Source organism: Lactobacillus sp. ESL0701, assembly GCF_029433445.1.
Lineage (GTDB): Bacteria > Bacillota > Bacilli > Lactobacillales > Lactobacillaceae > Lactobacillus.
In genome coordinates, this window is sequence record NZ_JAQTIC010000006.1 from 116,072 (window position 1) to 142,637 (window position 26,566).

The following is a 26,566-nucleotide window of genomic DNA, read 5'->3' on the forward strand; positions in this document are numbered from 1 at the left end:
CTTTTATTTATAATTCTTTTGTTAATACAATCCGTTCATAAAGTTTAACCGTTAACACGTAATACAAGAAATACAAAATAATAAAAATCAAAAATGGTACCCAAATATTAGCGTACGGATTAGGCAGCAGCGCTTTAAATAGTTTCAAACCAAACAAAACATCAATCACGCCCAAAACTCCCGGCACCAAAAATAAAGTTCCAATCTCGCGACTAATTGAGCGGCGTAATACACGCTTGCGAACGCCAATTTTAAAGAGCATCTTATAACGAACCTTGTCACTTGCTGCCCCACTCAATACTTTAAACATTAAAGTTGACGCCAGCATCGTTAGAAAGGCAATCCCTAGGAAAAAGCCCATAAATTCAAACCCGCTCGCCATGCCCAGCATTAGTTGGTAGCCATACGCCTTGCTGGTCTGGAAAATATCGCCATAACTGGACTTTTCTTTAGCCTGCAACTGACCCAATTTCAAAAGTGTCGGGTAATCTTTATCAAAATCCTTCACCCTAATAAATTGCACGAACTCTTTTTTACCAGCGATTTTTTGCCATTCTTGCGAATCAACTAATTGAATCACCTTTGGCGTTCCATTCGGTACCATACCGCCAAAAACTTCATTGGCATTTGTTCCTGGCTTATCGAGCTGATTAGTCGGCAATGTTTCTAAGTGATAGGTTGCCTGACCATTCTGTTGCTCAAAGTGCATGGTTTTCACTGGATGATGGACAAATTCTGCTTGGTTAAAGTATAAATACTTAGCTGTTTCCTTATAGTAAAATGTCTGCTCATCCTTGATCGTCAACTTAGCCTTGAGCTGGTTAACTTGCGGTGAATTGCTGACAATGGTGCCATCATAATAACTACTAGTCTTAGCTTGATCCTTGATCGTGTTAAAATTCAAGCCAACTGTAATTGCCCCTAATGCCAAGGCAAATAACAACGAAATCACCGTTAAAATCTTGGTATAGTCATGCAAGCGAAACTTCAATTGCCCCAACGTAAACAGTCGAATACCGCGGTAGGAAAAGTTCTTTTTCTTTAACAAGAAATTAATAACTGCTATTAACAGCGCGTTAAAAACAAAGTATGACCCCAGAACGATTGTCACTAAAGCAACTGGAACAATTATAAAAATCATTGCCGACGACAAATTGAGTACATAATAACCAATTGCCAGCAGCACAACGCCTAAAATAGCCTGAGTTGCGGTCCAAGTAGGATGTTGACCTAATTTTACCGGTTTTTGATCTTCGTGAAGTAGGTCGATTACCTTGCTGCGCGTAAGCTTTCGAGCATTATGAATTGCCCCAATGATAAAAATTATTACAAAAAAGACTAACGTCCATAAAATTGCACTTGGTAAAATTACTTGAAAATGGGTAATATGCAGACCTAAGTTACCAATAATGAGGTTGGCGACTAATCCGGTTAAGCCGAAGCCAATAATAATCCCGACAATTGCCGCCATAATTCCAGTAATTAGGGTTTCACAAAAAATCAATAGACCAATCCGTGAACTTCTTGCCCCCAGCATCATAAACATCCCGTAATCATGCTGACGCATATTTAGCAAAAAGGAATTGGCATACATCAAGTAAACCAGTGTAATAATCACAAGTAAGACAATTCCAACCCCAAAAATAAAGCTGAGATAATTAGTCGGTGCATTCACATCATGGCTCATAAAAGACGGATTAATTGCAATCGTCAAGAACATGTAAAAGATCATACTGGCAACAACTAGCCCAGAAAACAGCACCAGATAGTCCTTTAACCTACTCTTAATCCCCGTAAGTGATAATTTCCAAATCATAATTTCTTTATCCTCTCCCTAATTTTTTGCCAGAACGATTTTTTCGTAAAGATGGACCGTCAAAACATAATAGAAGAAATACAAAACGATAAAAATAGTAAACGGCAGCCAAATTCCAGCATATGGTCGTACTAAAATTGTTCTAAATAACTGCAAGCCAAACAAAACATCGATAATTCCTAAAATACCGGGCATTAAAAACAGCATACCGATTTCTTCAGCAACAGACCGCTTTAAGGCTTGCCGCCTAGTGCCTACCTTAAAGAGCATTTGATACCGCAATTTATCATTAGCCGCACTGCTCAAGACCTTAAACATCAAGGTAGACGCCAGCATCGTTAAGAACGCCAATCCCAAGAAAAAGCCCATAAATTCAAACCCGCTAATTATTCCCAGTATTCCTTGATAGGAATATGGTTTACTGCCGGTGTAAACAGTGTGAAATGCTGGTGTTTCTTTATTCTGCAGCTGCTCAAGCTTAAGCAGGGCAGGAAAATCCTTGTCAAAATCGTTAACCCTAATTAACGAGATGAACTTTTGTTGACCCTTAACTTTGGCTAAAGCAGAAGCAGATACCAAGTAAATCTTTTTCTCTATCCCATTAGGCAGCAGATTGCCAAATTCATTGTTAGTCTCAGTCCCTGCACAGTCAAGCTGACTTGTTGGTAATGTCTTTTCAGACCAAGTTAGACTATCCCCTTGTCCCTTAGTCTTAATGGCTTTTATTGGCTGATTCTTAAACTCTGCCCGCTTAAAATACAAACCATGCTTAGTTTCCTTATAATGATAAGTTTGCTTAGACTTGATTGATACCTTCGCCAGCTCTTTTTGAACAGCCGGAGACTTGCTAATTATTGTTGCATCATAGTAAATGCTCGACTTCGTCATTTCCTTTTCAGAATTAAAGTTAAGCCCAACAGTAATTGCCCCTAGAGCTAACGCAAACAACAGCGAAATCACTGTTAGAATTTTTGTGTAATCATGCAAGCGAAACTTTAACTGCCCCAAGGTAAACATGCGAATGCCGCAATAAGAAAACTTACGATGATTAATTAGGTAGCCAATAATTGCTGTAAATAAGGAATTAAAAACAAAATACGAGCCGGCAACAATTGTTACTAAAGCAATCGGGATAACATTAAATGGATCCAGCCCGCGCCGTTGCATGATCCAGTATCCGGCAGCTAACAAGACTAAGCCCAAGACTGCCTCAATTGAATGCAAAACTGGGCGCTGCTTAAACTTTACCGGTTCCTGATCTTCATGCAGTAAATCAATTACTTTAGTACGAGTTAATTTATAGACATTGCGTAACGCGCCCAAAAAGAAAACGACAATAAAGAAGGCAAGTGTCCCCAAAATCGCACTGGGTAAAATTACTTGAAAATGAGCAATTACTAGTCCTAACCTGCTGATTAACAAGTGACCAACCAGCGCAGTTAAACCAAAGCCAAGGATTATGCCTAATACAGTAGCCATCAATCCCGTGATAAGCGTTTCGCAAAAGATTAGTAAGCCAATGCGTGAACTTTTAGCTCCTAAAGTGAGAAACATGCCGTAGTCATGCTTACGCATACTAAGCAGAAATGAGTTGGCATAAACCAGATACACCACGGTAATAATCATTAATAAGGCAATGCCAAAGCCAAAAATAAAAGTGATTAAATTATCTTGCAATATCCCACTATTACTTTTTAAAAAAGCCGGATTAATCGCCAAAGTCAGAAACATATAAAAGATCATGCTGGCAACAACTAGACCTGAAAACAGGACAAGATAGTCTTTCAGCCGGCTCTTAATTCCTGTGAGCGATAATTTCCAAATCATAAGTTACTTCCTATTCTTCGGTGCCCAGATGCTCGATTAACAGGTGATAAAAGTCTTGTCTTGATTGATCTTTCTTTAAGAGTTGCTCGCCAATTTTACCATCTTTAATAAATAAAATCCGATTAGCAAAACTAGCAGAAAACGGATCGTGAGTTACCATTAACGTGGTTACACCATCTTTTTGGTTTAAGTCTGCCATTGTATCAAGCAATTCGCGCGCACTGGTTGAATCTAGCGCTCCCGTAGGTTCATCAGCAAGTAAGATTGCCGGTTCATGAACTAGGGCCCTTGCTGAAGCAACTCTCTGCTTTTGCCCGCCGGATAATTCTGCCGGATACTTAGCGAGAATCTCTTTAATACCTAATCTCTCAGTAATCCTGTCAACCAGCGGATCAATCTTACGTGCCGGTACGCCTTGAAGGGTTAGTGGCAGCGCGATATTCTCCCGATTAGTCAAGTTCTCTAATAAATTAAAATCTTGAAAAATAAAACCAATCTGTTTGCTTCTAAAGTCTGCCATCTGGTTAGCATTTAAAGTGCTGATATCTTCATGATTGATAAACACATGACCAGTTGTCGGCTTATCCAAAGTTGACAAAATATTAAGCAGTGTTGTCTTACCAGAACCTGACGCGCCCATAATGGCCACAAATTCACCAGCATCAACACCAAAGTTAACTCCTTTTAGTGCTTGATATTGCTTTTCACCACGTTTACCGTAAGTTTTAGTAGCTTGATCTACCCGTAAAATTTCAGTCATAATTCATCCTCTTCAAAAACTTATCTGTACTATCTAACTAATACAATAATATTAATTTTGGTAAATTGTCAAACAATATTACAAAAAAAGACAAATCCTCTAATTTCTTTAGAAAGATTTATCTTTTAGTCATTATTTAATCATCATCGTCATCTTCGCCGGACTTATCAGTTTTATCACTGATCACTGCCCCACTACCGATTGACTTAATCTTTTGCTTATCGCTGTCTTCTTGCAAAATAGCACCCTTATAGAGCATCACTTGGGTATGCTCGTCGCCGTTATCCTTTTCAAAGGTATAGGTGATTTTGTAAATAACACTGCTGGAATCATTCGGAGCTGGATTAATCGAAACGATGTCACAATCCATATCATAGGAAATCGTGGAGTCATTGCGGTCAAAGCCCTTGAGCATCTTACGCAATTCTTGGTAGCTGCTGTTATCACTGCCGCCAATAAAGTCTTCACTTTCGGGATCATTAAAGTCCCCCTTTAACAAATCCTCCGCGTCACTCTTATCAATTAGCCCCTTCCATTGCGGCTTCAAGACCACATGATCGTCATCATCAAAGTCAACATCATCACTAATATTGCTGTCGCTATCGCCGTTATCAATCGACTCCGGCAAGTCAGTAATCAACTGCGACTTAATCGTTTGACTGCCAAAGGTCGTCGTGACATAGACTTCCATATTATTGGTAATTGGATAATTTTTGAAGACCTTACTGCCGCTGCCGCTCAGGACACCAACTTTTTTGTCATTGATATAAATTGTCCCACCGGGAACACTAGCAATTGAAAATGTCGCTGTCTTGATATTCATGTTAATCGTTTTGTTCGACCAAACATTGACCGTCGAGTCAGCCTTGAGCTCACGCCCTGACACCACAGAGTCAACTTCAAGATGATACTTACCCGGAAACAGCGGCTGTAATTTCTTATAATAGCTATCCGCACTGCCCTTCACTTGACCACCTGACTTGCCGTTGACTAACACGCGGGTATCACGATGATTGGTTTCCACTTGCGGGGTATACGTATTGATGTGCAACGTATACTTCGGGAAAAGCAGCAGATAGCGACCTGACTGTACTAAGCTGATCTGACTTGTACTGCCGCCTGCCTTTAAGTTCATACTCAAGTTGTTAGCCGTTGTTTGGTGGGCCTGATAGTACTTTTGCAGCGGCTTCAAGGCATCATTAGTTACCTTAATAGTATGATCATCAGTTGTCACATATTGTGCCAAGCCCATTTGCGGGTTCTTCAAACTAACAATAATCTGGTCGATTTGGTTATTGCGGCTGTAATGATTACTGCCCCAAGCATAGAAAGCGCCAAATAAAACCACAATAATTGCCACTAACCACAACATAACCTTGGTTTTCTTCTTGAGCGGCTGCTTTTTAGGTGTCGCTACTTGATTAACCTGCTGGCGCGACTTAGGCTGCGAGTGCTTTTGACTAGTCGAATTTACTTTTGCTTGCGGCTGAGCAGTCGCCACGTCTGTCAGATCAGCACCACAATGTGGACAAAATTTAACGCTTGCATCTACCTGATTACCGCATTGCGGACAAAATTTTTTCTCTCCCATAATTAATTCCCCCTACTTTATAACCTGCTAAAATACGAAATAAATTGCAAAATAACGGTATTATAAACAACTGCAAACCAAATTAATTCCACAATAAAATAAGCAAATAAGGAAATCAGGAAGCCATACATCTTGTCACGCACTGGGTTTACGTCGCCCAATAGAACTACTTGGAAGGCATCGCAAAAAATACCAAAGCAAATTAGGCATAACAATACGGCAAAAATCTTGCCGCCGATGCCTAACATCATAAAAATAAAGGCAGCCACGATCAAGATAGCATTAAGATTAGATGCTTGAATAGCGTAATTAAAAAACGAAATAAAGCTGCGTCTTTGACCATAAATAAATAGATAGGCTAGATAATTGGCCCCAGCAATCGCTGCTTCTAAGAGCATGACAAAAAATAAGACTTCAAGTGCCGTACCAAAAGAAATTCCGGTAAAGACTGGCAATTGTTGCCCATTGATATACTGGCTCGAAATCCCGCTCAAGCCAATATACAACCCCAAGGCAAAGATTACATCTTCAATTAATAACGTAATTGCACCATACCAATTAACACTTGCCTGCTCATTAAATGGATGCCGCCACGACTTAACAAGCCAATGCCAATATTTTTGTAATTGATCATCGGAATTTTGCCGTGATGTTTCATCAGACTCGCCTTGACCGCGATTAATTTCTGCTTGAATATCAGCACGATTAACTTGCTTCTGCGCAACTTGCCGAATATCTGCACCACAATTAGTGCAAAAATTCATGTCAGCATTCATTAATGCACCACAACTTGGACACTTTTTCATTTAATTTTCCCCCACTAATTAACTGAATTTTCTAACGTATTTATTTTAATATAATTTCAGCCATAAAAAAAGAGTAGGCAACCTACTCTTGAGTTTATTAACAGTAATCCCTATTACCGTAATTTTTTCATAACTGTTTTCATGGGGGTAACAATAATTGGCGTGATAACTGCCGTGAAGATTGCTTCAATTAAACCATTCATCCCTAATGCCAAAATCAAAATCACAATTAACGGCGTTCCCGGCGCGAAATGCCCCATACTTGCTGCCAATTTGCCATTTCCCATAAAGATAACGCTTGTTAATAAGATTACCATCGCGGTATTAGTCAAGGATGTAACTGCCCCAGCCAAAATGTAACCTAATTCCTTCGCTTTACCCGACTTATGTTCAAACAAGCGACCAATTAGGCCTGGGAATAACCCAGCCAAAATGCTGGGTACAATCGAAATAAAGACATTTTGAAACAGCATCAAGCTAACAATATCTCCTGGCTGTGTGTATGCCTGAAAGAGCCGTAATAAGCCCCAGAAAAGTCCAAAAAGTGTTCCTGCCTTAGGTCCCATTAATAACGAATAAACAGCCACTGTCAGTGGTACAGTTGTAATTGCCGGTAATGTCGGCAAGATCCGAATATAACCAATATTAGGAACGAAAGTCTGTAATAAAAAAATTGCAACAAATACGGCGGTAATCGCTAAGTTACGCGTTTCTTTTCTGTGCATCTGTTTCTCCTTAATAAATATTTACAATATCCTGCTGATAAAATTTAGATACTGCTTATCTTAACCATTAATCTTACCAAAGATTTATTGAACCATGTCTGGCAACGACCTTATTCCAGCGGCGAACCATTATCAAAAAAGCGGCGAAATTGCCTTGCTTCAGCTTGCAAAGTCTTTTCATCATCAACCTGTGACAACTTGTAACCAACAAAATATGCCGGCGCCTCAAAGCGGGCAATTAATTTAGCACAAATACCACCATCTTCACGGGGATAAAAGAATAGATTATAAGATGTGCAGCGACCATTAAACATGATATTAAGCATGTATTTGACACCGCTCTGAATCCAGTCAGCCCATAAGTCAAGCCCAGCTTCCTTGAGTAAATTAATGTTTATCTCATCATAACCTTGAACTGGATGCGTGGCAATATTAACTTCTACTGCCTGATTATTAAATAAAGAAATCCCAGCAAAATTATTTTGCTGCAGATACTTGTAGCCATCCAGCTGCTTTAAGCCAACTAGCTGCATATGCGGATGCTCGAGTGAGCCGCCAGAACGTGGACCATAATTTTTGTACCACAGAACAGACCGATACTTGCCGCTGTCATTCATCTTTGTAAAACATGCTAACGCAAAACGCATGAGTTCGCGGTTATAAGCGGGAGGATAATTGGCGATATCACCAGTATGATCGCTAGATTCAATCAAAACTGTCTGAACAGTATCACGCAAAGTGGGGAATTTATTGTGCAGCCAGATCATCTCGCCACGTTTTTCATAAATAGCGGTTAATTGGTCAACTTCACAAAAGGGGCAGACCGGCTTACGTGATGTTTTACGGTATGAATGCGGCTTATCTTTAGCAATTCCTAACTCAAAAACTAACGGTTCATTTTTCATTTTCTTACTCTCCCTAACAATAATTTTGCCAGCCTAATGTTACGTATTATAAGTTAATCTTTCCCAAGTAACAAAAAATATTCTATAATTAATTGAATACATATCTAGTTATTATCGCGGATAACCCGCTTTGTTGATAAGTTTTACTATGCTTGTAATAGATGATAAACTGAAGCAGCGATCATCTTACAGGTGTTTTATTTTATAGTAGGTAAATTTATGCAATCTCGAAAAGACTTAAAAAGATACAATCACCGCAACAACCTCTACTTAATTATTGCTGGCATTATTTTGATTTTAGCCGTTATTTTCGGAGTGGTCTTATACAATAACCATGTTGCCTCCCAAAAAAGGGCACGGGAGTTTGCCGTTGACCACTTCAATCCTAATGTCACTATCTATGGTGTAAAAGTCGGCAATCTAACTGTCAATAAGGCTACCACCAAGATCAATACTCGGGCCAATAATATGGCTTTACTTGAAAATGGTAAGGTTACTATCGAACGCGATCCCGACACCACTACAATTGATGCGGACACGGTCAATACTTACTTCAAAGAGCAGCACACATCAATGCCAAATAAGCAAGGTTACACTTATGACTTTAAACAGTTAAAGGCTGCCGCTAAAAAGCTCAAGACAATCAGCAAGGCGAAGATTACTTATCAAGTTGCCGGCAAAAATTACAATTTGCCAGCAAAGAAGATGGTTAACCAGCTCACTTTTAAAAAGGGTAAGTATTCTTTCAATAATGTCGAGAACTTAACTGCTAAACTCAATCAAATTGATAAAGATGTTTCGACTCTGCACAAGAGCTATACCTTCGCCGTACCAAGTAATACTAAACTAAACAGTAACAAAATCACGGTCAAAAACCAAAGTTACGGTTGGGGAGTTTACATTAAAAAGGCCCAAGAAGCGGTTGAACAAGCCTACCTTAATCAAACCAAGACAATTGACGGTCAAGATTATATTTATGGGCTGGGTTACAGTACTTATGGACTGGGCTACGGCAAGAATAACCACGGCATCGGTGATAATTACGTTGTCGTTTCTCTTAAAAAGCAGGAGATCTGGATTGTTCGCAAAGGCAAGTTAGCAGTTCACTTAACTGATGTTGTTACAGGAACTAAAGACGGCGGCAAAGGCAACCGAACACCGCAGGGTGTTTGGTATATCCAAGACAAACAATCCCCAGCAACTCTGCGCGGGCGCAACGATGATGGTTCTAAATATGCTTCTAAAGTTCAATATTGGATGCCATTTACCTTAAGCGGCTGCGGCTTGCACGATGCCAGTTGGCGCACCGATTGGAGCAAGAAGGCATATTTACGCGGCGGTTCACACGGCTGCGTTAATATTAAGCCAAGTGAAATTAAACAAGTTTGGCACAATGTTGTTAAGCACGAAGCCGTTATCGTCTATAACTAAATAAGCAAAAAAATATCCGTTAGTCCTAATAACTAACGGATATTTTTTGTTATTAATTAGTGAACTCCAGCCATTAAACCGTCAATTTTCTTAACTAAGAAGAACATCAATAAGCCTAGCAGAATACTTACACCACCAATAATCAAGAAATATTGAATTTCGGTGCCAGTAGAGAAGTACTTAACAATCTGTGAGTTAATTGCCTGTCCTGCGGCATCAGCTAAGAACCACATACTCATCATTTGCGAACTATAAGCAGCTGGTGCTAATTTGGTTGTAACTGATAAACCAATTGGTGAAATTAACATTTCCCCAATTTCAACAATAAACCATGAACCGACAAGCCAAAATGGACTAACGCGACCAGCAGTACCATAAAGAAGACCAGGAACTGCCATGACAACATAAGACAACCCAGCAAAGATTAAGCCCCATGAAAACTTACCGGCAGCACTTGGCTGCTTCTTCCACTTACTCCAAAGCCAAACAAAGAATGGCGTCAAAATCATGATAAATAATGGATTAAGCGTTTGGAAGTTAGCAGCAGCAAAATGCCAACTGCCAATATGAAGAACCGTCCGTTCTTGCGCAAATAGCGCTAAGACAACTGAACCAGATTCTTCAATTCCCCAGAATACAGCAGCAGCGATAAAGAGTGGAATATATGCAAGAACACGTGAATGTTCAATCTTAGTTACCTTCTTACTCCGCAGCATAACTACAAATAAGTAAATCGGCAGTAAGATTGCCACAATCGTAATCAATAAGATAACATTGGCAATATTTAATTGACCGCAAGCTGCCATAATGACCAGCAATACAATAACGGCAATTACAGCAACTGCCGACTTTTTCAAAATCTTAATTAAACTATCATGGTCAATTGGATCAGTTGGCAGTAAGCTATCATTTGAGAGATATTTTTTCCCGCCAAAATAATATTGCATTAAGCCAAAGAACATCCCAATTGCAGCCAGTGAAAAGCCGGCGTGGAAGTTCATTTCATTACCAAACATGTGAATGCCAAAGCCATTAGCAGCCCACGGTACCAAAATTGGTGAAATCGCGGACCCCAGATTAATTCCAAAAACAAACATACTAAAGCCAGCATCACGACGCCGGTCATTTTCGGAATAAAGACCCCCAACCATGTCAGAAACATTAGGCTTCAATAATCCCGTACCAGCAACAATCAGGGCAATTGAAGCATAAAGGGCAATTAGTCCCATCGGCAGCGATAAGACAATGTGACCGAACATAATTAAAACCCCGCCAATAAAGACGGTTTTGCGCGGACCCCAAACTCGGTCAGACAACCAGCCACCGACAATATTTGATAGGTAAACTAGCGAGCCATAAATCGACATTACCGAAGCAGCCGTAGTTTGGTTCATGCCCAAACCACCCTTGCTTACGGCGTAGTACATGTAGAACAATAAAATTGCCCGCATGCCATAATAACTAAATCTTTCCCACATTTCAGTGAAAAACAGCGTTGACAGCCCTTTAGGTTGACCAAAGAACGCCGTATCGTTATTCTTTTCCTTCATTATTAAAATTAAGCTCCTTTAATTAAACAGTACCTTACAATTATACAGCTAATGTTAATAAAAATTAAATCTTATACTCACATTCAGCAAAATAAAAGAGCATTACTAGGAAACAGTAATGCTCTTTTAATTTTAATTAAATACAATTGATTGCTCGATTAACGGCAGCTTGTTCTTTTTCAACTAACGCTGCCTTGGTTGCAATTACCTTGGTATCCATGTTAATTTCACGACCCAAGCCCGGTTGGTCAACCTTCGGTTCAAAGAAAGCCTTAAATTCCGCTAGCCGTTCTGGTGTGTGGAATACTCTAGAAGTAACCGTGATGTAAGTAGTAAATTCCATGTCACCACCGACTGTCTTCTCCAGCCATGACCACTCATCACGCAGCCAGTCCCAAGCAGCTTGTTCGCCTTGAGGATTAGCCAAAATATTGTAGTACCATGACCGCAAATCTTGCGGCTTGATGACATCGGCATCTTCAAAGTCAGCTATAATTTGCTTGATTTCCGCATCATTCTTGGTACTAGTAACTGCGGCAAGCAAATCTTCCTTGTAATAAGGGTCAACTACTGTTTGGTATTCCTTAATTAAGCGGTCAACTAGACCAGCCTCATTGTAATTCTTAACTTCGTTAATCAAAACGTATGGTCTTACAGATGCTTCAATTGCTGCCAAATCATCTTGATGCGCAACAAAAATCTTGTGTCCTTCGTCAATTACGGTTTGGTTATCAGCGTACAAGGCAGCAGATAATTCAATTGGCCGCATTTGCAAATCAGCACTATTATCATCTGCCTTAACTTCCCAGCCCAAACGTTCAATTTGCTTAGCTGACAATTGGTTAAAGAAAGCCTTTAAGTTCTTTTCTTCAACTGAATTTGGCTTAACAAATTTACGCAATTGCCGTGCTGAACTAAATAAGGAGTTAATGACAATATTTGATCTTGAAGCCGCAAATTTTGGCAATAATGGCACAATTTCAGCGTAAGAAATTTGGTTGCCTTCTGCCAATAATCCTAAGTCTTGCAACAATTGCAATTCATCAACTGGCTTGAGGGTATCTAATTCATTCATGATGTCGGTCATTAAAGTTTCATCATAATTAACGATAAAGTGGGAATTATTACCAACATTTAGACGTAAAGCATGACCAGCTTCAGCGCGCAAAGTCTGGTAGTCACCTAAGTCTAATTCTTGTTCTGTCATAATTTGTGGTGCCGCAAAGTTAGCATTCAGCGGAATTGCCCAAGTGCGGCTAGCATCCTTACCTTCACCAACAAAGAACTGCTTCTGACTTAATAGTAAATGACCGTTCTCAACCCGGGCACTGACAACTGGGTAACCAGGTTGATCGAGCCAAGTGTGCATAATCTTACCGATATCCAAATCAGTTACCGTTGATAAGGCGTTCCACAAGTCGTCACCTGTGGCGTTACCAAATTGATGGTGGTCAAAGTAATATTTGAGTCCCTTACGTAAGGCATCGTCGCCTAACAATTGCCGCACCATTACCAGCATTCTTGAACCCTTGGCATAGACAATTGCGCTGTCAAAGAGTGAGTCAATATCTGCGGGATGCTCTACCTCAACGTGAACTGACTGCACGCCATCGGTTGCATCACGGTTCAAAGCTGCAGGAACTTCCCCAGTTTGGTACATGTTGTTCCAAACATCCCAGCTAGGCTCCATTGCATCAACTGACAGATACATCATCATGTTGGCAAAACTTTCGTTCAACCATAAGTCATCCCACCACTTCATGGTTACAAGGTCACCGAACCATTGGTGAGCTAACTCGTGGGTGATGACACTAGCAACGTAACCCTTTTGTTCGACTGTGGCGTTGTCTGGATCAAGTAAAATTGCGGCTTCACGGTAAGTAACTAAGCCCCAGTTTTCCATTGCACCAGCAGAGAAGTCTGGCAATGCCAATTGCCATGAATGCGGCAATGGGTACTTAGTTTGATAAAATTCTTCATAAAATTCAATTGCCCGTTTAGCAATATCCAAGGCAAAGTCTAATTCCTTAGCCTTGTGAGCCTTGGTTGCGAAAACACCAACTTTAACACCATCTTTAGTTTCCGTTAATTTGGACTGCAATTCACCAAAGGCAAAGGCAACCAAATAGCTGGACATTCTAACCGACTTTTCAAAGTAGTGCACACCATTTTCAACCTTGACTTCTGGCATATTGGCAATCGTTGTCTCGCCTTCATGCTCATCATACTTAATTGCTAAGCTGAAGGTTGCCTTAGCTTCTGGCTCGTCAACACACGGGAAAGCTTGTCTTGCGGAAGTTGTTTCAAACTGGGTACCAATAATCTGCTTTTTGACACCATCAAGCATGTAATATGACGGATAAATCCCCATCATAGTATCGGTTAATGGCGCGCTATAAGTAATCGCAACGGTAACTGTTCCAGTCTTACCTAGGTCAATCTTAATTGCTTCTTTATCATCATCAACAGTAAACGGTACGTCCCTGCCATCTTCTTTAACTGCCGCAATTTTCATGTACTTTTGGTTGACTAAAATTGTGTCTTCAAGTGCCTCACCAGTAATGGTTGAAGTACCAGTAATCGTCTTTTTTTCACGGTTAACATCTATGAACAAATCATAATGTTCTGGGTGAAAAGTTTCGTAAAAATGTTTTACTGCCATAATTGCCTCCTGAATTAGTCATTATTATAAATTTTACCAAAAATGTACAGAAATAACATTAAAACTTGATTGTAAGGGCCATGTGTTATTTCTGTAACAACAATGAAATATTGCTAGTGTACTATAACCAATAGTAAAAATTAACAAATTACGGGGAATGAATAAATAAATGAAACAAATTAAGCCTTTTATCCTTAAACTAATCGCGGCACTATCACTCGCCTTAAGTATTACCGCAGTTGTTCAAACAACTACTAACAATAACACTCAAACCGTTCAAGCTGCACGCAAGTTATCCAAAACTGAAAAAGCAGCTAAAAACTGGATTGCCATGCAAGAGTCTGGCGGCAACTACTCCGCAAGAAACGGTTCTTGTTACGGTAAATACCAATTAAATATCGGCTACCTGCACGGCGATTATTCGAAGAAGAACCAAGACAGAACCGCTGACAATTACGTTTACGGTCGCTATGGTTCATGGGTTAACGCCAAAAGATTTTGGTTAGCTCACAACTGGTATTAAATTTAACTTTTATTAATTCCCATAATAAAAAGCAGTCTAATAATTATTAGGCTGCTTTTTTAATACCTATTTTTTATCATCAGGTATTGATATTTAACTACTTTTAACAAGCAAAAAGCTGCACTTCGCGACTTGCAAAATGTAGCTTTTTTAATTAATCAATTTACGCTCTGTGTGCGCTGTGTCTCGCGTGTCGTAATAAATGTGCCTCAACTTTTCTCTTCTTGATCCAGCTGGCAAAAAACGCAAATCCGAAAATCATCATGGCGATTACCGCCATAAAGATGATTAAATTAGCATTATTTGCGATTGTCTGCTCACCTGCTAAAAAATTGCCTGACTCATTAATTTGATTGCATAACCCAAAGAACAACATGATTAAACTGCTCACTGTCAGTAAGCCATTAATTGCTGTCAATAGTTTCATCTTTAATAACTTCAAAAAATCATGTCCTTTCTTTCGATATAAATATTTGCATTATATACCCTCTAGCAAAAATTGCAAGTCCTTTGCTTAAATAATTCTAGAAAATATTATTTAAATAAAAAGGCAACCTGCTGTTTAGCAGATTGCCTCATCTTAATTACCATTCACTTGTCAGCCACTCTTGAGCGAGGTCGAACCAATGTCCCGCGTGAGGATTTTCCTGCCATTCGCGACCCTTAGTTACCATGTCGCCGCGTGCCAGTGAAAAGCCGTGACCACCTTTATTAAAGATATGAACTTCACACGGTACATCTTTTGCCCGCAGTGCCGCCACATATTCCAAGGTGTTCTCAACTAATACAACCTGGTCGTCCCATGCATGAAAAATAAAGGTTGCTGGTGTTTCACGTGTAACACTTAATGCACTGTCCTGCAGATACCTATCTTCTGGGATCATGCCTTCTTCGCCATCTGGCACATCAAAGCCAATCTTATTAACATCAATCAATGGATAACCCAAGATGGTTTTGTTAGGGATAACATCCTGACAAGCAAAATTGTACTGTTTTTGATACTTACTTGAAGTCGCAAAGTCATTGGCAATGCTGGCAACGTGACCACCAGCAGAAAAGCCAATTGTGACAATTCTTTCGGGATCAATCTGGTATTCAGCAGCGTGATCACGATAATATTTAATCGTAGTCAAAACATCGAGTCCCGCGTCAGGATAGATGTCGCCTTCATCTTGGATCAAGTTATAATCCATCACGACACTGTTGAACCCGCGATTGTTAAAGGCCAAGGCAACTGGCTCGCCTTCACGTTTAGACAAATGGTCAAAGCTGCCGCCGGGAATTACTACGGCCAGCGGTCTTTTGGCTGTCACCAAGTCGCCAATATCGCCCAAAGTATAGGTATGAATCTTAAATTTACGACCATTAAAATTAGTTAGCGTCTTATCTTCTATCTTCATTTTTCACCTCACGTTTTGCCATTCCTCGTGCCAAAAAAGCCGTCGACAGCGGAACAGTTAATAACACGCCAATAAGCGAATACATAATGATTAACGCTTCATTGACAAATAACTTTTCATTTAAAACTTCACCCAGCGTGTAATGCAAACGGAAATACCACAAGAATAATGAAAGAAAGCTGCCAAACATCCCGAATAAAATGGTGTTCATCGCGGTTCCTAACACATCCTTGCCAATCTTGCCACCACTAATAAGCAGCTCATGTTGACTAATGTCAGGGTTGTGCTTTTTAATTTCTAATAGTCCTGAACTCATTGCCACCGCGGCTTCCGCCACTGCACCTAATGTTGAAAAGATTGCTACGGCCACGGCAATCAGTGGGTAACTCAAACCCGGCATTTGCGACAGACCAACTAAGACTTCTCCTGCTTCTGGTCCTAAACCTGCAGCTTGCGCCAGCCATTGAAAGCCCAAAATCAGGCAGCTATCAATTAGACAAACAATCAACGCTGAATAAAATGAGTTTTTAGCAACTTGATAATCATGAGTTCCTAAAAAGATAATTGTTACTAATTTTAACGGAATAAATATCAAAATCAAGACCGGAATACTAATTCCCCACGAAATAAAGACCGCTACCAAAATCAAAAGCAGTGTATTAATTAACACACTAAAGAAACTGCGAATACCAGTTTCCCCGCCAATTAGCGTCATCAAAACCGCCAAAACAATAATTAACGCCATTAAGGTACTCATTTGTCAGCCCTCGCCTTCCATTTTTTATCTTCTAAAAACAACAGACTGCAGCCGGTCGCAAACACTACCGTTAAGACAATGCCGATTGCCGAAATGACACTTTGCGTCACGCCCAGCGACAAGGTAAAGCCAAAAGCTGAACTTAAACTATTATTATCACGCAAATAAATAATTGTCATGGGCAGTGCCTCGGACATAAAAATCAAAACCAGCACATTAATCAGTGGCCCCATGATTTCTTGACCCATCGTGCGCCCGCTCACTATCATTTGCTTAGCGGTCAAGTCCTTCTTAGTTTGAACCAATTCATACAAACTAGAAATAATATCGGTTGCCTCATCCATAACTGCACCCAAAATTCCAAGTAGAGTTTGGGCTAAAAAGAGCCCGCGCGGGTCTTGAGTCGCGTAATCACCAGTTTCATACTTGATTTCGGACTCACCCGTAACATGCATGATTAAGTAGCAGAGCGCAAAGGAAACAAATACTCCAAGTAAGGTTGCCAGCCATGTTGCCAGCATTTTGCGATTAAGTCCCTGGACAATTAACAAGCTGAAAAATGAAAACACAACATCGGCTAAACCAAAGAGCAAAATAATGTAGGAACCATTTAACTTCACGTCACAGATAATTACTAGGTAAAACAATAACCAGCTTAATGCCATAGAAACAACTAAGCCCAATGACTCCCTACCTGCAACCAAGACCATTAACACAATTGTTACTGTTAATGCCAAGACCAAGACCCAATCACGCTTAGGGTTCTTGATTGCTGGATCGCCGCTCCTGATACTGACAAACACCCTTTGCCCCGCACGGTATTTTTGTGTCACCATTTGCGAAGGATAATAGATATTCGGAGCTATAAAGGTACGCCCGCGATATTTTCCTGACAAAATCTTAAGATGTAATATCTGCTTTCTGGTTTCATCATGATTGTTGTAGACATCACGATTTTTCTGCACTAAAGTATCCTTGATCGTATGGTCTGTAATAACTGCCACATCATCTTTACTATAAATTGCAGTTGCAAAATAGGTGCAGGTCGTCAATATTAGCCCGATAATTGCTATAATTAACGCTATCCAGTAGCGCCACTTAACTTTTTTCAACTTAATCATCCTATCTATTTGTCTACTGTAACGCAAAATTAACCCTTACGGCGTAGATTTTAGCTAATTTTAACATGAAAAAACGACTTTTAACTAAAAGTCGTTTTTCTGTTACATATTAATAAATCGTTGCCACCAGTGCTTCTTTTCCGGTTCCAGCTGCATATCCTGCAATGTCCGGTGACCATTAATTTCAGCACGTTTTTGCGCGTTTTCCTTAGCTTTAGACAAAATTTCCTCATGAAGCTGCTGACTTGATTTTGCTTCATCAAGTTCAACTTGCGCCCGTTTTTCTTCCTTAGTTAAGGGCTTTTCTTCCTGCATTGTCTGAAGTGGTGCGGATTCTTCCTCATCATCCTCTGACACGATTCCAGAAATATCAGGTAAAGCACTGAAATCCTGCTCATCTTTAGGCTGTTGTAATTGGTCCTGCTTAGCCAAAAGCTCCTTATTCTGTTCTTCAATGCGACTAAGTTGCGCTTGCAAATCCTTAATTGCCGTATTCTGCTGACTAATTGTCTGTTGCAGAGCATTTAACAGTTTAACCGCCTGCGGTGTGGTCATTACTTCTTGATCCTTAACTGATGTGGAATTTAGTTCATTATCCTTATCACTAACGGCGTAGATTTGTCTGGCTGCTTCCTGCAGCGTCAAGCCATTATTTTGCGCTAATTTGTGAAAATCATCCAGATCCTGCACATCTTGCTTGCTGTAAAGCCGAGCTCGCTGCTTGTTTCTGGCATAATAATCAGACTTGCCCGTAATTCGCTCAACAATCAGCGAATACTTGCGCAAGGTTGCCACACTAATATGCAATTGGCGTGCCGTAGCACTTGGCGCCAATAGTTCTTCAAAATTATGCTTATCACTTGTCATCTTGTGTTCTCCCTAGCACTAAGTGATTAACCAATTTTGTGAAGTAAAGTCTTCTTATGGTTGTAACGTTCAATTCCTTTATCAATTAAACGTGTAATCAATTCAGTGTAAGGAATACCAGCTTCTTCAAATAACTTAGGATACATACTAATATTGGTAAAACCTGGCAAGGCATTGATTTCAGTTAAAATTATCTTATTGTCACTGGCACGCAAAGTCGAGTCAACCCGAGCCATCCCGCTGCATTCAGTTGCTTCATAAACCTTGATAGCATTGTCGCGTACTTTGGCAACAATATCTTCAGGCAAGTCAGCCGGAATTTGTAATTTTGAAGTGGAATCATCATCGTACTTGTTATCATAACTATAAAAAGTCCCTGCGGCATTGATAATTTGACCAACACCTGACACGATTGGATGGTCATTACCCAAAACGGCAGTTTCAACTTCTGTACCGTGAATTGTTTCTTCAATTAAAACCTTGTCGTCATACTTGAAGGCATCAGCTAAGGCATCTTTGAACTCAGCTTCATTAGTAACATGGTGCACGCCAACAGATGAACCTTGATTAGATGGCTTAACGAATAAGTCGCCGCCAAGCTTGGCACTAACCTTGGCATAATCACGCTTCGGATTAGTTTCATCATCATACTCAAACCGCTTAATGGCAATCCAGTCAGCTACTGGTACACCAGCACGTTGAGCCAAAATCTTGGTAAATTCCTTATCCATTGTAACTGCGGCAGCTAACACATCGTCGCCAACAAATGGCTTATCCAAAATCCGGAACAAACCTTGTAAACTACCGTCTTCACCTAAATTACCGTGGACAATTGGGAAGAAAACATCAATTTCCGGTAAATTAGCTAACTCACTTAAGTTAGACAGATTGGCTACCTTGTGCGGATTAGCTACCGTATATTTAGGATCATCAAGAACCTTAAACGAATCTTCCTCACTAGCAATATAACCATCATTGGTAATCCAAATTGGATGTACTTCAAATCGTTCCTTGTCAATCGCCTTGTAAATATTATGGCCTGACATAATTGAAACTTCATATTCCGATGAATTACCGCCAAAAATTAACCCAACTTGTGTTTTCTTAGTCATTATTTTTACCTCTTAATTATCGTTATCACCTGTTAATTATACGGCATTAGCTAGTAGAAAAAACTTAAATTAGAGTAATTTTAGAAATATTTTTAAAGATTAAAAAAGCAAACTAGTTTTTTCCTAATTTGCTTTTGATTTTTCTATTTAGGATGCATTAACGCTGATGTTTACATTCGGTATGTTTATTCTTGCTTTGCTCGATTATATCGACAAACACAACAGAAAATAATTGTACTAAAAAAGCCGTCCGATACTTTAGCAGGTTTGTGACGACTCTTTAGTCAAAATAATCTTGCCACCGCCTTTTAAGCGGGAACATCTTTTAAGAACCAAGCTGGAACTTGGTTCTTTTTCTTTATACGGCTATTGTAGCATAAGCAAAACTAAACTAAAAAGTTAGTTTAACTTAATTAGAATAATTTTTAGTTAAGAAATGGATAATGTCCATATGCGTACGATCCATAATTAAAAAATTTCTATTACTTTTTATTTTCATTAGTGTAGGAACACCTGTTACTTTGAACTTTTTACGCGCCTTTTTTAAAGCGGAATTGCTGTCAGTCTTTGTTGTATCAATATAATAAATTTTCATATGCTGTTGATGACTAATTTTAGCTAATTTAGGTACAAAAGCACGACAAAATGGGCAACTTTTCTTACCCCAGAAAACAGTAATTTTCTTTTTACCAACTAATTTGTTTAATTTTTGAACAGAAATTTTCTTAAAATGCTTAATCGCATTGATATAAATTTGCTCTTGATATTTCAGCAGATTGTTATTATTAGTAATTTGTGAGGTCGGATTAGCATTAGTTATACTTGCAGATACATTATTCATTGGCAAGACAAACAATGATAACGTAAGTTGAATTGCGGCAATAAGTTTAATTAATTTATGCTTCATATATATTTTTCTCCTTTAATTTTCCTCTTGCATAACAGCATAAAGTAATTTCATAATAAAAGATGATAAATGACATATATGCTAGTTTGAGCAAAGGAAAACACAATGAAAATAGGAACGCTGTTAAAAGAATTCCGTATCAGCCAATCAAAGACCAAAAAAGAATGGGCAGGTAATGTAATTAGTCCGTCTTTTTATGCTCGCGTAGAAAAAGGTGCAAATAGAATCTCTTCAGAAGACTTAATTAAGTTGCTCCAATATAACAAGATTTCACTAACTAAATTTTTTAATAGATTTGATCGTAGTATGCAATTACAAAGTAAAGCAACTAGAGAAATAGAATATAAAATAAAGCAAGCTTATTATATAGATTCTAAAGATAAATTATATCAAGTACGAAAATTGATTGAAACTAGTGAATTATCTAATAAAAAAGAAGAGCTATTATTAGTAGATATTGGAATAGCTTTAGTAGATAATGACTATAACAGTTTGGATTCAAAGACTAAAAAAATTTTGAAGGAAAAAATTTTTGAAGTTGAAAACTTTTCAAAGGATAATATTAATCTTTACTGTAATTGTATGGCATGGTTTGACTTGACTACTAATTTGATGATTTCTAAAAAAATTGTTAATAATTTTATAGATGATGATCCTAAAGTACAAAATAAAATTTTAGCAGTAATTATTAATATTTTGCTTCTTTGTATTAAGCAACAACAATTTGATGAAGTAGCCTTTTTTATTAAAAAAGCTAATGAAGTTGATATTCTTCCCGAAAATTATTTTTACAAAAATATTTTAAATTTTTTAATTCATTTAATTAATTATTGTATTAATTCTAAAACTGAAGAGCTAAGTATCTGTAACGCAATAATTTCAAATTTTGCAACAAATGGTATGCAAAAATATAGTACCGAACTCAAAAACCTTTTGAAAGAAAACACATAAAGAAATGACGTATTTGTAACAAATTAGCAAATACGTCATTTTTAATTTTTGAAATTACTTTCTTAATATAGTAACTGTAGAAATTGAGAAGAAATAAGAAAGGAGGATATGAAATGATTAATTTTTTAAGAGGACTTTTTATGTTTTTAGTTGATTAATTATGTGTAACCAATATAAAAGTGTTATTTAGGAGGTATATTATTATGAAAAAGTTAGTAACATTAGTATCATCAGCTGCAATGGCAGTATCTATGTTTGCAGTACCAGTTAGTCAAGTATCAGCAGCAACTACAACTCAACAACCTGTTAAAGTTACACAAACAAGTAACCAACCTTCAAAGGCTGAGGCTAATAAAGTTGCAGTAGCAATGCAAGGTTCACTTATCGTTGTTAAGGATGCTAAAGGATTACCACAAATAAAAATTATAGACACAGATTATTTAGCTACTTCATTAAAAGAAGCAAAAACCGGCTTGAGTATTAACGAAGTAAAGAATGTTGTAAACAAAATAAATAACTTTATTAAAGCTCATCCATCCGAGTTTAAAAACATTGACGATAATCCTTTGTTAAGAAAGAAGCATAAGGGCACCTGTGCAAAAGCTTTACAATTTATTGGGTATGTTCATTCTGGAATGTATGCAGCAGCAGCAGCTTTGCTAGGTATTTCTGGACCAGCAGCTGTTATCGTTCCACTAGTAATAGGACTGTTATACCAAGCAGGTTCTCTGTTATGTTAATAAGAAATTACTCTTAGACAAAAAGCTGAGATTTTCAACAATCGCAGCTTTTTGCAATCTTAATAAACAAGAGGTGCATTATGAAAAAAATGATTTCAAATTATCAAATAACCATAACCTTTGCATTAATCGCATTAGTTAGCAGCCTAAACTCAATTTTTTTGACTTCTAATAGAACTAAGCTAGTGGGAAGTTTCTTCTTTATTTTCGTAATACTGATTTCATTTTCACATGAATATTTAGCTAATCATACTACAGTGAAATTCTCTCAAAACAAGTTAAAAGCGATTGTAGCTCTAGCAAATACAATAATCGGAGCTATAATATATTTATTAATTTATTTTTACATTATCTAGATAATTTTTAAAATAGTTACATAAATAGAATACAGTATAAAACACACTAATATACACAACATACTATTTGTTTGCAACATTCAAAGACGATCTTAAAAGGATCGTTTTTTATTATTCTTAATCAAAAAATTACGAAAGATCGACTATAATAATCTCATACTTACAAGAAGGAGACTTAGAATGTCACGCAAATTGCTAATTACGCTTGCTAGTCTATTACTGGTATTTCCAATCAGCAGCACGACTGTTATGGCTGCTGAGTTTACACCAACTGAAGCCAATAAAGTCGAGCAATTCCAGCAACAATATGCCGCGCTAAACAAAACGCCATTTAATCTCAACAATCTTTATGAAGCTAAGCCCAAATTGAATCGGCGCTTCAAGGAAGGCATACTTGCACCCAGCTATTTGAATACCCAACTGGACTACATTAATTATTACCGTAGTCTTTTTGACTTAAGTCCAGTAATTGAAAATTCAAATGCTGATTTAAAATCACAAAAGACCGCGGCAGTCCTAGCAGCATTAAATGCTAACCCACTGATTAACCAACATGGTTTGCCTTACGAAAAACGTCCAAAGGAGATCACACGGACCACTTGGAAAATTGCGCAAACTACTTCTAAAACAGCCAATCTAAACTTTAATACCGGTAATCAATCTGCCGGGAACGTCATAACTGACCTGCTGACCGACCGCTACAACTTAGCTGGTCTTGACACCGGGCACCGGGCATGGCTATTATCAACACGCCTGTCTTCAATTGGTACGGGAGCAGCTTATGGCAGTAATGGTTATCGCTATTCTGTTCAAAAAGTTCTCAATGCCTGCGATGCTTTTCGACCAGCTAGTCAGGAATTGGTAACTTATCCGAGCAAGGGGCTTTTCCCAATAGAACTAGTCAGTGATCGGCAAATTGCCTGGTCGCTCTACTTTTCCAATCAAACCATCACGACTACACCGCAAATTACAATTACGGATAACGATACTGCGCAAACTTATCAAGCAACCAATGTAACTAATTATCGGGACGTTGGCTACGGCAATTTTGAAACAATTATTACTTATCTGCCAGGTACAACGCCTCTAATTGCAGGTCACGAATACGAGGTTAAAGTTAGTGGTATTTGCCAGTATAAATTCAAATTATTTAAGCAAGAATAATCCGCCCAACCTGTTAAATATTGTTATAATTAAAAAAGAAGTTCTACACTAATAGAACTTCTTTAAGCAAATAGCTCCGCCTTTAAGAGCGGTGGCTTAATTATAGGATAACTAAAAGACTATCCCATAACTCGCCAAAGTTATGATTGGGACGGTCTTTTTTGTTGCAATCATTTGTCGTGATGGTTGCTGTTGATATATGTCAATAACGCCAGCAAGACTAAACTTAACTGCAATATCAAAGAAATCACATCGAACGTGCTCATTAACTGCTAACCCTTTCAATAATTTGTTCCATGTTTCCATAGACAACCATCTCCTTGGAATTAAACAGCCACCGCCCTTTAAAACTTTTATTACATTGTTCAACAATGATTATAGCAAAAATAATATCTGCTTGTTATCGTTAAATTATTTTTATTAAGTCACTGCAATATTAACCAAATTTTTTACCTAAAATGTCTAGATCAATCAGTCGGCCATCCATGTCGGCAACCTTAGGCAAGTGACCGTAAACCTGATAACCAGCTGCCTTAAATAAGGCCTGACTTGCCTTGTTAGCACTAAAAATATAGGCCAAGATAGTATTAATTCCTAACCGCTTAGTCTGCGCCGCCGCATATGCTAATGCCTTAGTACCTAAGCCTTGGTGTTGAAATTTACGGTCAAGATAGATACTAATTTCAACTGTTGCGTGATAAGCTGCTCTTCCATAAAAGGATTCTAAACTCAGCCATCCAGCAAGTTGGTCATTAACCTCAATTATCCATAATGGTCGCTTCTCGTTATGACCATTAAACCATTCCTGACGCTGACTGACACTAACTGGCTGCAAATCCGCGGTCACACTTTTACTAGCGATATTTTGATTATAAATTGCAACTATTGCTGGTAAATCCGCCTGCTTAGCTGGAATAAATTCAACTGCCATAATTTCTCCTAATTAATCTATGCATTTTTTTACCCAAAAAGGTCCTGCTTACTTAAAAGCAGGACCTTCTTATTAATTATTCGGTGAGGTAATTTCCCACAAAATAGTACTCAGAATATAGACAATGACGCCAGCAATTACAAAATCTAAAAAGATACTGCTGCCAATCTCAAGCACATAACCCAAAACGGCTAAGCCACTAACGTTGAATACAACTGGAATTAAGGCCAGCAAGCCAGCAATTAAAATCAGCCAGAAACCAGCCCACATTCCAGCAGCTGTAACATCATGAATGAGCATCTTAGTAGTCATCATTGTCATCATTTCTTCAATTAATGACTTCAGACTAATAATCGTTACTACAACGATGACGATATTCATAATGAGCAAGATCAGTGCAATATTAGCACCAACTCTAATCGTATTCAGACTAAAGGCTGCAACCACTTCGTGTGGTGCATTATCTTTTTGCTTTTTTAATTTTTCCTGAACCAATTGCGCATTACTAGACGAGCCTTGATCAATATTTAGGTCAATATCATGCAAAATTTGCTTGGCTAGTTTCAGATTATCAAACTTGAACCAATGAAGACCAAATGTGTAATCAATAATGTGATCAGCAATTGGCTGGGTTTGCTTGCTGGTTAATAAATTTGAGTTGCCACTCTGATTAGCGCCTATTACTTCCGCCAACGTGTCAAAATGACGATTAACTTGCCTAACCACAACTGCTTCATTGTTACTGGTTCTAATTTGTCCCTTCATAAATAAAGGATTCAAAAAAGTCCCAGTAACCATAATCAGTGCCACAATTAGGAAAATCATAAAGGACAGTACCTTTTTATATTGGGTGTTCTGTTCTTGATTTACTCTGCGCAAACCAGTTCGCGCGCCATTTACCATATTATTCCCTTCTAACACACAATTTCTTTACCTTCCGCAAACATGGTATCAATTGCGTCATAGATCTTTTTAATATCGATTGAAGCGATAATTTTATGTCCATCATCAAGTGCAGTTTTGATTTGTTCAGATGAACAATGCAAAAAGCTAAACATTAACGAGCTAGTTGCATAGTCAGCCATTTGTTCTGCTGATAGACCACGTATATCACGGTCGTGATAAAGTCGGCCAACCCCGGTAACTACAAAAGCAATTCCCGTCTGCACATCATCAAGATTATAATTATCTTCCGCAAACAAGCGGTTGTTTTCAATCCAGCCGTTTAGCATTCGGCTCCAATTATCAAGCGTTTCATTACTCTTGAAGACTTCAGAAATGATGCGGTCTAGCCCGCGATCATAAACTCCTAATTTTGCAATCGTATAGATAAATGCCTTCGTCCGAGCACAAATATCACTATCATCAGTTTGGTTAAACTTTTCAACTTGCCTATCCAAAGTGTTGAGTAGATTGCGAACAACGTCATCAATCAACTTAGACTTATGCGAATAATATGACTGCAGCAGGGACTTAGAAATTCCCGACTTCTCTGCAATCATTTGAAAAGAAACATTATCCATTCCATTCTCTCTAATTAAATGAAATGTATTACTTAGTATTATTCTTCGTCTCTCTAAATTTTTTCGTCTTGCCATAATTTTTCTCTCCGTTTTCCTATACATCTTGTTTTATTATAACAATGATGTGGAATAAATAAACAA

24 protein-coding genes are annotated in these 26,566 nt (G+C 38.4%); 5 read left to right on the top strand and 19 right to left on the bottom strand.

Annotated features, from left to right (window positions below; translation table 11 throughout):
- Window positions 1-7 precede the first annotated feature (7 nt).
- The 7 genes from PT281_RS05960 to PT281_RS05990 form a co-directional block, all read right to left on the bottom strand.
- Complete coding sequence (locus PT281_RS05960) at window positions 8-1,816, bottom strand: ABC transporter permease (protein WP_277152895.1); 1,809 nt, start codon at window positions 1,814-1,816, stop codon at window positions 8-10.
- An 18-nt stretch (window positions 1,817-1,834) separates the two neighbouring features.
- Complete coding sequence (locus tag PT281_RS05965; protein ID WP_277152897.1) at window positions 1,835-3,643, bottom strand: ABC transporter permease; 1,809 nt, start codon at window positions 3,641-3,643, stop codon at window positions 1,835-1,837.
- A 10-nt stretch (window positions 3,644-3,653) separates the two neighbouring features.
- A complete protein-coding gene (locus PT281_RS05970; protein ID WP_277130897.1) occupies window positions 3,654-4,403 on the bottom strand; it encodes an ABC transporter ATP-binding protein in 750 nt (249 codons plus the stop codon).
- Window positions 4,404-4,539: 136 nt separating this feature from the next.
- Window positions 4,540-5,994, bottom strand: a complete 1,455-nt coding sequence (locus PT281_RS05975; protein ID WP_277152899.1) for a zinc-ribbon domain-containing protein — start codon at window positions 5,992-5,994, stop codon at window positions 4,540-4,542.
- Window positions 5,995-6,011: 17 nt separating this feature from the next.
- A complete protein-coding gene (locus PT281_RS05980; protein WP_277152901.1) occupies window positions 6,012-6,800 on the bottom strand; it encodes a zinc ribbon domain-containing protein in 789 nt (262 codons plus the stop codon).
- A gap of 113 nt (window positions 6,801-6,913) precedes the next feature.
- Window positions 6,914-7,525 carry an ECF transporter S component gene (locus PT281_RS05985; protein WP_277152902.1) on the bottom strand — a complete coding sequence of 204 codons (612 nt, stop codon included), beginning with the start codon at window positions 7,523-7,525 and terminating at the stop codon, window positions 6,914-6,916.
- A 110-nt stretch (window positions 7,526-7,635) separates the two neighbouring features.
- On the bottom strand, window positions 7,636-8,430 hold the full coding sequence (locus PT281_RS05990) for a DUF4931 domain-containing protein (RefSeq protein WP_277152904.1): 795 nt from the start codon (window positions 8,428-8,430) through the stop codon (window positions 7,636-7,638).
- Window positions 8,431-8,649: 219 nt separating this feature from the next.
- Here PT281_RS05990 and PT281_RS05995 point away from each other — a divergent pair, with 219 nt between their 5' ends.
- Entirely contained in the window at window positions 8,650-9,861 is a 1,212-nt protein-coding gene (locus PT281_RS05995; protein WP_277152906.1) for a L,D-transpeptidase family protein, read from the top strand.
- A 56-nt stretch (window positions 9,862-9,917) separates the two neighbouring features.
- Here PT281_RS05995 and PT281_RS06000 read toward each other — a convergent pair whose 3' ends face one another.
- Both PT281_RS06000 and PT281_RS06005 read right to left on the bottom strand, forming a co-directional pair.
- The gene (locus PT281_RS06000; protein WP_277152908.1) at window positions 9,918-11,411 is read right to left on the bottom strand and encodes a peptide MFS transporter; all 1,494 of its coding nucleotides are present in this window, start codon (window positions 11,409-11,411) and stop codon (window positions 9,918-9,920) included.
- Between the two features lie 136 nt (window positions 11,412-11,547).
- On the bottom strand, window positions 11,548-14,073 hold the full coding sequence (locus tag PT281_RS06005) for a M1 family metallopeptidase (RefSeq protein ID WP_277152910.1): 2,526 nt from the start codon (window positions 14,071-14,073) through the stop codon (window positions 11,548-11,550).
- A 169-nt stretch (window positions 14,074-14,242) separates the two neighbouring features.
- On the opposite strand from PT281_RS06005, the gene PT281_RS06010 reads away from it, so the two are divergent.
- On the top strand, window positions 14,243-14,596 hold the full coding sequence (locus PT281_RS06010; RefSeq protein WP_277152912.1) for an aggregation promoting factor surface protein: 354 nt from the start codon (window positions 14,243-14,245) through the stop codon (window positions 14,594-14,596).
- A 163-nt stretch (window positions 14,597-14,759) separates the two neighbouring features.
- Here PT281_RS06010 and PT281_RS06015 read toward each other — a convergent pair whose 3' ends face one another.
- The 7 genes from PT281_RS06015 to traF all read right to left on the bottom strand — a co-directional run bounded on the left by PT281_RS06015 (window position 14,760) and on the right by traF (window position 20,760).
- Window positions 14,760-15,023, bottom strand: coding sequence for a hypothetical protein (locus PT281_RS06015; RefSeq protein ID WP_277152914.1), 264 nt, complete (start codon window positions 15,021-15,023; stop codon window positions 14,760-14,762).
- Window positions 15,024-15,180: 157 nt separating this feature from the next.
- Complete coding sequence (locus PT281_RS06020) at window positions 15,181-15,996, bottom strand: alpha/beta hydrolase (RefSeq protein WP_277152916.1); 816 nt, start codon at window positions 15,994-15,996, stop codon at window positions 15,181-15,183.
- Window positions 15,980-16,753: a YibE/F family protein gene (locus tag PT281_RS06025; RefSeq protein ID WP_277152918.1), complete on the bottom strand. Its 774-nt coding sequence runs from the start codon at window positions 16,751-16,753 to the stop codon at window positions 15,980-15,982. The genes PT281_RS06020 and PT281_RS06025 overlap by 17 nt, the downstream gene beginning before the upstream one ends.
- Complete coding sequence (locus tag PT281_RS06030) at window positions 16,750-17,874, bottom strand: YibE/F family protein (RefSeq protein WP_277152920.1); 1,125 nt, start codon at window positions 17,872-17,874, stop codon at window positions 16,750-16,752. Before PT281_RS06030 ends, PT281_RS06025 begins: the two co-directional genes overlap by 4 nt.
- A gap of 102 nt (window positions 17,875-17,976) precedes the next feature.
- Window positions 17,977-18,741 carry a transcriptional regulator gene (locus PT281_RS06035; RefSeq protein ID WP_277152922.1) on the bottom strand — a complete coding sequence of 255 codons (765 nt, stop codon included), beginning with the start codon at window positions 18,739-18,741 and terminating at the stop codon, window positions 17,977-17,979.
- A gap of 26 nt (window positions 18,742-18,767) precedes the next feature.
- Window positions 18,768-19,853 carry a D-alanine--D-alanine ligase family protein gene (locus PT281_RS06040; RefSeq protein WP_277130909.1) on the bottom strand — a complete coding sequence of 362 codons (1,086 nt, stop codon included), beginning with the start codon at window positions 19,851-19,853 and terminating at the stop codon, window positions 18,768-18,770.
- Between the two features lie 409 nt (window positions 19,854-20,262).
- Entirely contained in the window at window positions 20,263-20,760 is a 498-nt protein-coding gene (traF, locus tag PT281_RS06045) for a conjugal transfer protein TraF (protein ID WP_277152924.1), read from the bottom strand.
- A gap of 105 nt (window positions 20,761-20,865) precedes the next feature.
- Here traF and PT281_RS06050 point away from each other — a divergent pair, with 105 nt between their 5' ends.
- From PT281_RS06050 to PT281_RS06060, 3 genes are all read left to right on the top strand, one after another.
- Window positions 20,866-21,711, top strand: a complete 846-nt coding sequence (locus PT281_RS06050) for an Rgg/GadR/MutR family transcriptional regulator (RefSeq protein ID WP_277152925.1) — start codon at window positions 20,866-20,868, stop codon at window positions 21,709-21,711.
- Between the two features lie 203 nt (window positions 21,712-21,914).
- Entirely contained in the window at window positions 21,915-22,451 is a 537-nt protein-coding gene (locus tag PT281_RS06055; RefSeq protein ID WP_277152927.1) for a hypothetical protein, read from the top strand.
- Between the two features lie 536 nt (window positions 22,452-22,987).
- Complete coding sequence (locus PT281_RS06060; protein WP_277152928.1) at window positions 22,988-23,971, top strand: CAP domain-containing protein; 984 nt, start codon at window positions 22,988-22,990, stop codon at window positions 23,969-23,971.
- Between the two features lie 436 nt (window positions 23,972-24,407).
- On the opposite strand, the gene PT281_RS06065 is transcribed toward PT281_RS06060, so the two are convergent.
- From PT281_RS06065 to PT281_RS06075, 3 genes are all read right to left on the bottom strand, one after another.
- Entirely contained in the window at window positions 24,408-24,902 is a 495-nt protein-coding gene (locus PT281_RS06065; RefSeq protein ID WP_277152930.1) for a GNAT family N-acetyltransferase, read from the bottom strand.
- Between the two features lie 72 nt (window positions 24,903-24,974).
- Window positions 24,975-25,805 (bottom strand): hypothetical protein, encoded by an 831-nt coding sequence (locus PT281_RS06070; protein ID WP_277152932.1) that lies wholly within the window; start codon window positions 25,803-25,805, stop codon window positions 24,975-24,977.
- Between the two features lie 11 nt (window positions 25,806-25,816).
- Window positions 25,817-26,500: a TetR/AcrR family transcriptional regulator gene (locus tag PT281_RS06075; RefSeq protein WP_277152934.1), complete on the bottom strand. Its 684-nt coding sequence runs from the start codon at window positions 26,498-26,500 to the stop codon at window positions 25,817-25,819.
- Window positions 26,501-26,566: the final 66 nt, after the last annotated feature.